At 66.5% G+C, this 11702-nt stretch carries 7 protein-coding genes; 4 read left to right on the forward strand and 3 right to left on the reverse strand.

Annotation, left to right across the window (positions count from 1 at the left end; genetic code table 11):
- The first annotated feature begins 43 nt into the window (after positions 1-43).
- From ACIRRY_RS09270 to ACIRRY_RS09285, 4 genes are all read left to right on the forward strand, one after another.
- Positions 44-1189 carry an ImmA/IrrE family metallo-endopeptidase gene (locus ACIRRY_RS09270; RefSeq protein ID WP_403969693.1) on the forward strand — a complete coding sequence of 382 codons (1146 nt, stop codon included), beginning with the start codon at positions 44-46 and terminating at the stop codon, positions 1187-1189.
- On the forward strand, positions 1186-1731 hold the full coding sequence (locus ACIRRY_RS09275) for a hypothetical protein (RefSeq protein ID WP_403969695.1): 546 nt from the start codon (positions 1186-1188) through the stop codon (positions 1729-1731). The genes ACIRRY_RS09270 and ACIRRY_RS09275 overlap by 4 nt, the downstream gene beginning before the upstream one ends.
- A gap of 601 nt (positions 1732-2332) precedes the next feature.
- Complete coding sequence (locus tag ACIRRY_RS09280; protein WP_403969698.1) at positions 2333-3187, forward strand: Scr1 family TA system antitoxin-like transcriptional regulator; 855 nt, start codon at positions 2333-2335, stop codon at positions 3185-3187.
- Positions 3184-3369: a DUF397 domain-containing protein gene (locus ACIRRY_RS09285; protein WP_403969701.1), complete on the forward strand. Its 186-nt coding sequence runs from the start codon at positions 3184-3186 to the stop codon at positions 3367-3369. Before ACIRRY_RS09280 ends, ACIRRY_RS09285 begins: the two co-directional genes overlap by 4 nt.
- 51 nt (positions 3370-3420) lie before the next feature.
- Here ACIRRY_RS09285 and ACIRRY_RS09290 read toward each other — a convergent pair whose 3' ends face one another.
- The 3 genes from ACIRRY_RS09290 to ACIRRY_RS09300 are packed head-to-tail and all read right to left on the reverse strand — an operon-like array spanning position 3421 to position 11683.
- Positions 3421-4563 carry an EcsC family protein gene (locus ACIRRY_RS09290; protein WP_403969703.1) on the reverse strand — a complete coding sequence of 381 codons (1143 nt, stop codon included), beginning with the start codon at positions 4561-4563 and terminating at the stop codon, positions 3421-3423.
- Positions 4564-4595: 32 nt separating this feature from the next.
- The gene (locus ACIRRY_RS09295) at positions 4596-8726 is read right to left on the reverse strand and encodes an Eco57I restriction-modification methylase domain-containing protein (protein WP_403969706.1); all 4131 of its coding nucleotides are present in this window, start codon (positions 8724-8726) and stop codon (positions 4596-4598) included.
- Positions 8726-11683 (reverse strand): helicase-related protein, encoded by a 2958-nt coding sequence (locus tag ACIRRY_RS09300; protein WP_403969709.1) that lies wholly within the window; start codon positions 11681-11683, stop codon positions 8726-8728. Before ACIRRY_RS09300 ends, ACIRRY_RS09295 begins: the two co-directional genes overlap by 1 nt.
- Positions 11684-11702 lie beyond the last annotated feature (19 nt).

The following is an 11702-nucleotide window of genomic DNA, read 5'->3' on the forward strand; positions in this document are numbered from 1 at the left end:
TGAATTCATGGGCGAAAATGTGACGGAGCGTGTACGGAAGGTAATGAGTGAGGCCTCGGCCAACCAAGGGGCGTTCGCCGAGGCCATCGGGCTGGCTCCCGACAAACTGTCGAAGTCCCTGAGTGGTGTCCGCAGGTTCACGTCTCTCGATCTCGCCCGGATCGCGGAGCTCGGCAACACCACGGTCGATTGGCTGCTGACCGGCCGTGAGCCATTGCGTCCCGCCATCGCGGCCCGCACCAGCGCGTCGGCGGTCGGCGAGCACGGCCATGGCAGGCTTCAGGACCTCGTGGAAAGGTTCACCACGGCGCACGAGGTCCTGGATCTCCTGGACTTGGCGCCCGAACTGCCGGAGCTGCCCTCCGTCCGTCCGGACCTCAGGCGCTACGTCGACCAGGGCGTCGCCCTCGCGGACGACGCGCTCGCCCGACTCGCCGCCGCGGGCATGCCGGCGATCGGCGGCCTGGACACCGCCGATCTGCTCCAGGCCGTGGAGCGCGCTTTCGGCGTCGACGTGGCGAAGATCCGGCTGCCCGAAGGAATCGACGGTGCCGCATGGCAGGCGGACGGATTCCGGCTCATCATGATCGCGCGAACCGAGGTGCCGACCCGTCAACGATTCACGCTCGCCCACGAACTCGGACACATTCTCGCCAGAGATGCTCAAGACCTGCTGACAGAGACCCACTTGTCCCCGGGGCATCAGAAAGACCTGACGGAGGTACGCGCCAATGTGTTCGCCGCCAACTTCCTCATGCCCCGGAGCGAAATCAGCGCGGCGGGACGCGAGAACGGTGTCACGGACGAGCAACTCACCGCACTGGTCGTGCACTTCCAGGTGTCGCCCAGCGCTCTCGCGGCACGACTCGGGCAGTTGGGCGTCATCGCCCGGGAGACGGCGGACAGACTACGCGGGCTCACGACACGGGGCTGTCACTGGCTGATCGGGCAGAACGACCTCTTCGAGGCCCGCGTCACGTGGTCGCGAGCCAATCGACTGCCCTTCCGCCCGGCTCAGTTGCTGTACGAGGCCTACCTCGCGGGCGACACCACCCTGCGCCCGCTGGCCGCGTACACAGGCACGGACGTCGGCACGCTCCGCGAGGCGCTCGAACCCGAACCGGCTCCGCAGGAAGGCGTGTTGGCCGCCACTGACGCGGACGAAGGGGATCTGGTCTACCAGCCATGACGCGTCACTGTTGGTTCCCCGACAACACTGTGCTGTGCAATTTCGCCGCCGTCGATCGGCTGGGCCTGCTGGAGAAGGTCCTTGACGGTCGCGGCCGTTGGACGGAGGCTGTCGCGGCCGAGGCCGGGCAGTCGATGCGCTACTTGCCGACCCTGAGTCAGGTGACGGCCGGCGGATGGCTCGGCGAGCCCATCGAGATCGACGACCCCGCCGAGACCGCCCTGGTGGACCGGGTCCGCCGCGTCGTCTTCGGGGGCGCCCCGTCGCATCCCCTGCAACACCTCGGTGAAGCCGAGACGCTCGTGCTCATCGAGCATCGCAACGGATTCGCCGACTCGGTGTGGATCACCGACGACGGCGAAGCGGGCCGCTACGCACGCCGCAAGGGCATCAGCGTCAAGGACACCGTCGACATCATGCGAGAGGCGGTCGTGGACGGCCTGGTCCTGGCCGACGCGGGCCATCGTCTCCTCATGGAGATGGAACACGTCGACCGTCACCTGCGAGACGTTCCGCGCAGACCGGAGGACCTGTTGCGTTGAGAGGGGCGCGTAGTGGCTACCAAGGCTCCAGGTCCCTGGCTCTACCAAGGATTCAGGTCTTGCTCGGGACGGGTTGGTGTCGGCAACGGCGTTTTGCCACGCGTGAGTTGAGGGCCGCGAGGTGGCCCGACGTACCGTCCCAGGAGGTGGCGGGGAGGGCCGGTCCGACAGGCGGGGAGCTGACGTTCGTCCGCGTCGTCCGGCAGTGCTTTGCCAGTACCTCGCAGAGGGGATCCGCTTCGGGGGTCTGGCACGCCGCAGGCCTCTGGGACGCATTCGGTGACGGCCTGGTCGGTTCCCTCGGCTACGGCGTGTGACGCCTGCCGGGCCCCAAGCCGCTCGGCAGCGAACAGTGGGGAGAGGTGGCCCTCGCTGCGAGTGCAAGCCTCCCGCTGGGCGAAAGTTTGTACGGTAACAGGGATTTGGGGCGTGGGGGCGTTCCTGGGGCAACTGTGGCGGGCGTACGGAGGCACGCTCCAGGAGCGCGCCCCGTACGGTGCGTCAGCGTACGGGGGCAGTGTGTAGACGGTACGCCGATCTTGTGGTCACTCTGGGTGAGTCGATCGCGGGGACCAGCGCACGCACCCGGAGGAGGCCGCGCATGACGGACAGCAGCGACGAGTTGACGGACTACGAGGAGGAGCGGGAGCCCGACCCCTCTGACAGCCTGCGAACCTTCGGGGCCGTCGTCCAGGCGCTGCGCGAGCACGCGGGGCTCAGCAGGGTCGAGTTCGGGGAGAAGGTCCGTTACTCCAAACACACCGTGGAGTCAGTGGAGTTGGGGCGGCGGATGCCGGACGACTCCTTCGTGGAACTGGGGGAGGGGGCGACGGGAAACACGGGGGCGCTGCGGCGGTCGGCGAAGTTCCTGACACGGGGAGAGGCGGGGCTGGCCGTCTGGTTCCGGCGGTGGGCTCGGCTGGAGAAGATCGCGGTGAGTCTGTGTACGTATGAATGCCGTTTGGTGCCGGGGTTGTTGCAGTCGGAGGGGTACGCGCGGGCGGTGTTCGAGGGCACCATTCCGGTAGCCACGGACAAGGAGTTGGAGGACCTGCTCGCGATGCGGCAGAAGCGGCAGCGGATGTTGGTTGAGCGGCAGAAGGTTCCGTTCAGCTTCATCGTCGAGGAGCACGTGTTCCGGCGCCGTTTCGGGGATGCGGAGCAGATGCGGGAGATGTACGACCATGTGCTGGAGCAGAGCGCGCCGCGCAACGTAACGCTTCAAATTGCGCCGCTGGAGGGCGGCTTGCATGCGTGTCTGGATGGACCCGTGCGGCTCCTGGAGACGCGAGACGGGCGACGGTTCGCCTACTCCGAGGGTCAGCAGAACGGGCGACTGATCATCGACGTGAAAGAGGTGAGTCTCCTCCAACAACGCTATGACACACTGCGCTCGCAGGCCCTGAACCCCCAAGACTCACGGGCCCTGTTGGAGCGACTGCGAGGAGAGCTATGAGCACGACGGAACTCGCCTGGTTCAAGTCCAGCTACAGCGGCAGCCAGGGCGACGACTGCGTTGAGGTCGCCGTCACCGAACTGGCCATCTGTGTACGGGACTCCAAGGACGTGGCGCGGCCTCACTTCGCCGTCGGGCGTGAGGAGTGGTCGCGGTTCGTGGGGTTCGCAGCGGGAGCCTGAGCCGCGTTGTCCCGGCGGTCGCGTGGTTACGTTCACCGCCGGGACACCGAGTCACTGGAGGTCGGGTCCGCCTGCCTCGACGATCTCATCGAGCAGACTGATCTCCTCGTCGGCGTCGTCCGCGACGTCCGGGCCGGTGTCGGGAAACGATCCGAATGCCTCCTCGGTAGCGAGATGCGGGTACTTCTCCAGGAGGAACCGCCGCTGGTACGCCATCTCGGCGGCGTCGACGACTCCTTCCAGAGTTGCCCAGTTGAGGGTGCTTCCGACGACTATTCCGACTGCCGGTACGGCCTTGCCGAGTCCCTTCTGGGTGAGACGGAAGCCGAATGCCTTCGCGAACTGCTGGGAGACCTTGGTGACAAGCGCGTCGTTCAGGACCTCCCACGTCTTGCCGCGGAAGAGTGCCTGGGTGAGCCGCGAGATGTCTGACATCGCACGGTTCTTGGCGGCGACCGAGCTTGCCGTCCCGACGTTCACAACAGACAGCACGAAGAGCTTCTCGGCGGGTTCCTCGGGGTCGTAGCCGTAGAACAGCGAGACCTGACCTACAGCGCGGGACGCGAGTCCGAGGACGACTGCGGCATCGGTGACGAAGGCACCGGTAATCGCGCCTCCCGAGGGGGCCGCCGCGGCGCCTGCGGAGGCGGCGATGACGAGTTCTCCTCCGGAGATCACAAGTCCCGCACCCGCTCCCGAGAGCGCGGCGATGGCCGGAAAGTACCAGCTCGCCGCCCGTCCGCGGACCGCGTCGACCTGTTCGAGGTCGAGGCGGCGCACGTCGGAGAGTGATGTGACATCATGCCCGCGCTTCTTGTGGAGCGCCACCACGCGCTTGGGGGACAGGCCCGCTCGTGAAGCTCGTCCCAGTGTCTTCTGTATCGCCTGAACGGCAGTACCGCTCCAGTCCGGCAGGGCGTCGGCTGCTTTGCGCGTTCCGGCGCCGACTTTCTGAGCGCCCTTGGCGACGAACTCCTGTCCACGAGAAACCGCCGATGCGGCTCGCGGATGGTTCTCCAGTTGCTTCGCGGCACGCTTGCCCAAGTTCGCGACCCCGCTGGCCACTTGCTCACCGGCGTTGCTCATCGCTTGCGATAGCGGTCGGCTCTTGAACTGCTGGACGGCCTGCCATTTCGCGAGCTCGTAGTCCGAGGGGAGCCGGTCGGGCTGCTGCGGGTACTCCGGATCACTCATGGTCCGTGGCGCTCCTGTCTCTGGGCGAGCTGTCAGGCGGAGTGGCGGGGGCCGTGGCCCGGGGGCGGGGTGAGGGTGGAGGTGTAGTTCGCACCGTCGGTTAGCGGAGTTTCCAGGCTGAGCCCGGCCTTGGCCATGCGGTCGTATTCGGTGAGTACCAGGCGCTTGGTGCGGTATTCGCCGTACTTGGAAATATCACTGTGCTTGAGTCCGCCGTTCTCCGTCTGGAAGGACTCCAGGATGTAGTCGGTTTCCTGAGCGGAAATTCCATAGAGGTGGAAGAAGTACGCGTCTAGTTCGGCGCGGAGTTGAGCGCGACGGTCTTCATTCCAGACGAATGGGGCTCTGGTGTCACCGAGGTCCGCTGCTAGGGATTCCATTTCCCAAGCGGTATAGACGAGTTCTAGCGTGCGGGGTGTGAGGAAGGCGAGGTGCGGGGTCAGATCACTCGGTCGAGGCACGGGGAGTTGCTTCCACGTCATGAGGCCGAGGTGAGTGCCGCCGATCTTCTGGCGGGCCACAAAGTCAAATACTAGAGAACTTTGCGCCGCTACCATTGCGGCCGTTAGTTCGACAGAGGTCTCGGGAAACATTAGGGGGAATGTATTTCCAACCGCTGTCCTTGGTAGAAACGCAGGAATTGCAGTGCGCTCGTTGGCTGTATTGGTAATGTCTCGCCAACCGAGTAGCCAGCCGTGTTCCCATTTCAATTCCCCAAGTCGGACGTCTACGCCGGAAATATCGACTTCTTTATCCTTGCGCACGGTTGGGATCCGTCCGCTCTCCTGGATCCATTTCCGGGGTTGTGTAACGCCAAAGGCTTCCTTTTTTTCCTCAAGCGGAACGTGTTCGTAGTCCTCGTTGCCCAGGCCGTAGTAGCGATTCCAGCGATGATCGAAGAGGTGGGCCATCTTCGCTTCGTAGAGTGGCAGCATCCGTTCCCCTTCTCGGATGAACACATTCCCTATCAATTCCCAACCCTCTTGCTCCAGCCTCGCCCGATCGCGGAATACATCGGAGTCGTCAGTAAGATTGAAGAGATGCTTGAAGGTGATGTGCCACGGGTTGCCATGCTTTCCGATTTCCGTGAGAAGGGCTGGGAAACGGCGATGGATGGCAGTTACGAGATCTGCCTCCCTCCGTGTGCGAAATACGGGCAGAGTTCCCGTATTTGGATTGATGATGGAGATTTCATGAGGTGAAAGCGTGAACACGGCGGCGCCGTCTGAGAGTTCGTCAGGGTGGCCAAGGAAAAAGGCGAAGCGGGACGCTGGCTCGCGTAGTCCCCGACCTGTGGCGGAGATCAGTGAGAACCATGTTTGGGGATGAACTGCGGGAAAGAGCTTCTGTCGCTTTCCGTTCTCGAAGTCATATAGGTGCTTTACTACTCCCCGCTGAGCCAGATCCTGAAAGAGGAATTGTGCTCCAGAGCCTGTGGCGATTTTAGTGGGGACGATTGTTCCCAATCGCCCTTCAAGGGCGGTAATTGAGATGAAGCGCTCGGTGAACAGCTGATCCGTCTGTAGGGAGTTGACACCTTTAATGGACAGCCCCCTCTGGAGTTGAGGATACGTGTTCGAGGACCCCAGGAATAGGAACGATGATTTCACTCGCCTCCGAGCCGTGTGATACCGGGCACCTTCCTCGGGGTGTTCGGCAACCCAGTCGGTGATTGCCGTGCGCCTTGCCGCACCTGCGAGCGCCGCGATGGACGGCTCGACCACGCTGAAGTACTCCTGGTCCATAAAGTCGACTCGGCCCCACGGAGGATTCCCCAACACACAGTCGAACCCACCAGCCCACCCGGTAACCGGATCAACCCCATCCACCGAGGCCGCGTCAGGCACATTGAAGACATCCGGAAACTCCAGATGCCAGTGGAAGAACCGGTACTCGTCCCGCAGCCGCTCGATCTCCCGGTGCGTTTCCTCCAGCGCGCCCGCGCCCTCGTCAGCCTGGAGCGACAGGAACACCCGCTGGGTCACCGGCGACGGTGCGTCCACCGTCTTCTCCCAGACAAAGGCAGCGCACCAGGCATCGGCGATCTTCAACGCGTCCTTGTACGCCTGGGAGTTCTCCCACTCGTGATACCGCTTCGCTAGCTTGCGAACCTGGCCGAGTTTCTCGGTCTCCGCGTTCGTGACCAGGTCACGCAGTTCGGTGGCGAACACGGTGTTGGTGACGCTCACCGACTCGTCGACCTCCGCGTCGAGTCGGAAGATCCCCTGGTGTTCTTCCTTGTTCCGCTTGAGCCAGTCCGTGGCGACCGACTTGTCGTCCCCCTCCACGGCCTTGAACGCCGCCTCCGGAATCCCATCCCGCAACAGCGCCGGCGTCGCCCCGATCAGCCCGTTCCCGAGCTTCACATGCGCGTCGAGGAACCCCAACGCCTTCCCCGGCTCCAACGCCTCCATCCACAAGGACACCTTGGCCAGCTCAACAGCCATGGGGTTGAGATCGACGCCGTAGACACACCGCGCGATGACCTCGTGCAACGCGTGCCGGACACTGTCCGGTGTCGGCTCCGGTGTCCGGTCGCGTACCGCCGCCACCCGCTTCGCGATACGACGAGCAGCGGCAACCAAGAAGTGCCCGGAGCCACACGCCGGGTCGCAGACAGTCAGCGACAGCAGCTCGCCGACGATGGTCTCCCGCGCGTCCGCGTCCGACTGCTTGGCCTCGGCCGCCGTCTTCTCGCCACGTTCCTGCGCAGCCTGGATGACCGGGTCGAGGGTGGAGTCGAGCAGCACCTCCACCAGCGAACTCGGTGTGTAGTACGAGCCGGTCTTCTTGCGCTCGTTGCCCGCGCGGGGCACCAACTCGAAGGTGCGGTCCGCGCCGGCCTGGGGGACCAGGTCCAACAACGACTCGTAGATCGCGCCCAGTTCCTCCGCGTCGAGCGTGCGGTAGTCCACCGTCCGCCAGCGCTGGGCCTCCGTGTCTCGGACGATGGCGAGGTGCTTCACGGCTGCGAGCAAGTGCTGGTTGGAAAGGGAAAGACCTTCCAGCGGCGCGTCCGCTGAGGTCGGGTCGAACAGGCCGCCCAGTCCCGGGAGGCCCAGCTCCGGACGGCCCGCCTCGTCGCCCAGCGCCGCCAGCACCAGGCGCAGCGCCTGCCACCGGTCCGAGTGCGACGTACCCCGACGGCGCCGGGACTGCTCACGCAGCCGCGATGTGGCGAAGTAGTCGGCGTACCGCTTGCGCGCCCCCGCAGCCGCCTCCGGCGGGTGGAGCGCGTCGCGGTCCTCGGCCACGAAGACGAACAGCAGGCGGTACACGAGTCGCAGCAACGCGGCGTGGTACTCGTCCCGGTCGAAATTCTCGCGCAACGCGCCGTTGTCCGGGTGCTTCAGGAACCCCGTGCCGAGCTCCCGGATGGCCTGCCGCACGCCTTCGCTTATGTCGTCGAGGAAGCGCGCGCCGAGGCGGATCGCGGCATCCCGCCAGACCTCCAGCCAGCAGGTCACCTGGGAGCCGCCCTGCGGGCTCTCGAAACGGGACGCGTGCAGCAGTCGGAACAGGATGACGAACTCGCTGAACAGTTCGCCGTCGAAGATCGCCTCCAGGTCGAACTCGACGTACGACGTGGTGGCCAGCGCGTTGGAGTCGCGCAGCAGGCGCAGTTGGCGGCCGTTGGTGAGCAGGGCCCACAGGTGGGCGTCCGTGCGGTTCAGCGCCTCCTGCAACAGCGACTGCGGAGCGGGGGAGCCGACACCCTGACGCTTGTCCAGGGAAGCGTTCCAAGTCACCACGTGGACAAGGGTGTTGTCGCGACGGTGGCTCACTGGGAACGTCTTCGTGCCGTCGTCCGCCGCGATGCCCTCCTCGGTCACCTCCGTGAGGTGACCGAATCCGAGTGCCTCGAACAGCGGCTTCACCCAGTTGGCGTCGGCGTAGCCGGTGCTGTCAGGGCGGACGGATGCCTCCGGCTCAGCGGGCAGCTTCTCGCGCAGTTCGCGCCAGAGCGACTTGAGGTCGTCCCACTGCCGCTCGGCTTGATCGCGTACCGAACGGGAGCCCGGGATGCGGTAGTCAGCCGGCGCGAGGCCCTTGAGGTCTTTGGTGACCTTGCCCTCGGAGATCCGCACCAGCATGTCGGCCGGCAGCAGCCCCCCGACCGTGTGGACAGCGGTGAACACCTGGTGGCGGGTGGTGGCGGACATCAGGCGGACACTCCCGGAGCGATCGCGACGGCAGGGGCGGCGGTGTTGGGCAGGTAGACGTACACGCCGAGCACGTCGGCGGGCTTCTGGGCCGTGACGGACAGACCGCGCACGATCTCACCGGACGCGGCCCGCACCCGGCGGTGCGACGCGTCCAGCTCGACGGCCAGCTCCTCGCCGTACGCCGCCAAGTGGTCATTGACACTCGGGAGTTGACCGAGGACCCGGGTCATGGTGCGTTCGCCGAAGTACGGGTCCGTGCTGATGGACGCCTTCGCGTCCAGAAGCTCCGCCGCCCGCTCGGAGGGCAGCCACACGGCGTTCTTCGTGGAGCCCTCGAAGGCCAACAGCCGGGCGTCCTCCGCGACGACCTGCCGGTCGCCGTTTCGGGAGGGGAGCGTCAGGTGGAAGCGGTAGCGGACCAGGAGCAGAGTCGTCATCGTGCCGACCATGTCCGTGGTGACCACACCGCAGCGGCGGGCCGGGCGGGCCCCTGGGGCGTCCTTGTCCAGGGCCGCGTTCAGTACGTGGGCGGCGAGTGCGCCGACCACCGGGTCGGTGCGGACCAGTGCCGCCTCGCCGCGGGTCACCGCCGGATCCGTGCGGAACGGGATCGGGCGGTCCTTCTCGATCACCTCGGCGCCTATGGCCGGCGCGAGCGCGTCCTGGAGGCCGATGGGCGTGCCGCCCACCTGCGCCGTGAACTCCTCGCCGGTGCCGCGCAGCACCGCCCCCAGGGCTTCCAGCGACTCCCGTACGAACGTCGTGATCTCGCCCGCACCGCCCAGCGCCTCCCGGATCGAGGTGACCTCGCGGGCCACCTCCTCCGGGTGGATCGAGCGCTGTGCGAACAGCGAACGCGACTTCTTCTCGCGTTCGGCCGCCGAGTTCCAGTCGCTCTCCACCTTGCCCGTCGCCGTGTCCAGGGCCTCGGAGCCGAACAGGGTGTCCTGCTGGCCCTCCCGCCCGCGCATCAGCAGCCATTCAACGATCGCGTCCGTGACGCCTGTTGACAGTTCGTCAGGGATGGAGACGGAGATGCCGAGGTCCTTCTTGATCTGGCGGTGCTTCTTGATCAGGACTTCGAGGACCTTGCCGTCGATACCGTTGTCGTCGCCGTAGATCGTGATGACGCGGACCTGGTCGCGGCGCTGGCCGTACCGGTCGACACGGCCCTCGCGCTGGTCGTGGCGGGTCGGGTTCCAGGCCAGGTCGTAGTGGACGACGGCGTCGAAGTGGTGCTGGAGGTTGACGCCCTCGGACAGGCAGTCCGTGGCGATGAGGACGCGGCGGGCGGCGGCGTCCTCGCCCGCCTCGGCGGCGAGCGCCTCGATGCGCTCGATGCGCTGCTGCGGGGAGATCGTGCCGGTGACCGCCTTGACGACGGTCTTCGCGCCGAGCGGGCCGCGCTTGCCGCTTTCCTTGTCGTTCTCCAGCTGGTCGGCGAGGTACTCGGCGGTCGGGATGTAGCGGCAGAACACGATCGGGTTGTGGCCGTCCGCCAGTAGCGCCTTGAGATGCTTGATGAGCGCCTTGAGCTTGAGATCCTTGGCCGGACCCTCCAACTCCTGCGCACGGACGGCGAGTTCACCCAGGCGCGAGCGCGGGTCGTCGTCCTCGGTGATCTCCGCGCCGGGGGCGACGTCCATCCCCTCCATGGTGTCGCTGTCGGCCGCGTCGCTGGTGAGTGGTGCGCCCAGCTTGTCGGCCTCCTCCGCCGACGCGGCGACCGCCGCCGCCGAACGTGTCCGCAGGGTCTTCGCGGCTGCCCGCGGCGACGACACCAGCGACCGGAGCAGGGCGATCGCCGACCACCAGGCGATCCGCGCCTCGCGCCTGCCCTGACCGCCCGCCTCCTCCACGCGCTCGCTCGCGTACGCGATCGCGTCGTCGAGCAACGCCCGGTACTCGGGCGACAGTTTGTACGTCTCGTCCTTGAAGTACCGGTCCGAGGGGAACGCGGTGCGCTCGGCGAGCGAGTCGTCGCTGAGGCCGTCCTCCTTGGTGAGGTACTGCCGTACGTCCGCCCGCTTGCGTGCCACGAAGTGCTGGGCCAGCAGCCGCCTCCCGGACTCCGACTCCAGGCTCACCGAGGCGAGTTCGGGCTTGACCAGGCCCAGCAGATTGCGGAAGGCGGACTCCTTGCCGCTGTGCGGGGTCGCCGTCACCAGCACCAGATGCCGGGTGGTGTCCTCGGCGACGCGGCGCAGCAGCTCGTACCGGAGCTGGTTCTGGGAGTGCGAGGACGTGTCGTCGGCGGCCACGCAGGTGTGCGCCTCGTCGACGATCACCAGGTCGGGGCAGTGGCGTACGAAGTCGTCGCGGTGGCGCGGGGACTTGATGAAGTCCGTCGACACGATCACGTGCGGATACTTGTCGAAGAGGGACTGGCCCAGGTCCAGGCCCCGTTCGAGGCGCGACACCGTCGAGGAGAGCACCAGCTCCGCGTCGATGCCGAACTTGGTACGCAGCTCCTGCTGCCACTGCTCGGCGAGCGCGGGCGAGCAGAGCACCGCCAGGCCCGTCGCCTCGCCCTGCGCCAGGAGTTCGCTCGCCACCAGGCCCGCTTCGATCGTCTTGCCGATGCCGACGTCGTCCGAGATCAGCATGCGGACGGTCTTCTGCCGCAGGGCCATCAGGAGCGGGACGAGCTGGTAGGCGCGTGGGTCCACCGCGATGCCCGCCAGCGAGCGGAACGGGCCCGCGCCGGAGCGGAAGCCGACGCGCAGCGCGGTGCGGAGCAGGCCTGCCGCGAGCTGGTTGCCGAGGTCGCCGGGCTCCGGCGGCGCGAACTTCGCCTCGTCCACGGTCTCGAATGCCGGGAACACGGCGGCGATGTCGTCGTCCGAGCCGCCCAGCGGCCGTAGCACCAGCAGGTCGGGCTTGCTCTCCGGGAGCACCACCCATTCGCGGCCGCGGGCCTTCACCAGGGAACCGGTGGAGTATTCGTGGGGCATGTCGGTCAAATCCTCTGGG

The sequence above is a fragment of the Streptomyces sp. NPDC101776 genome (assembly GCF_044766845.1).
Lineage (GTDB): Bacteria > Actinomycetota > Actinomycetes > Streptomycetales > Streptomycetaceae > Streptomyces.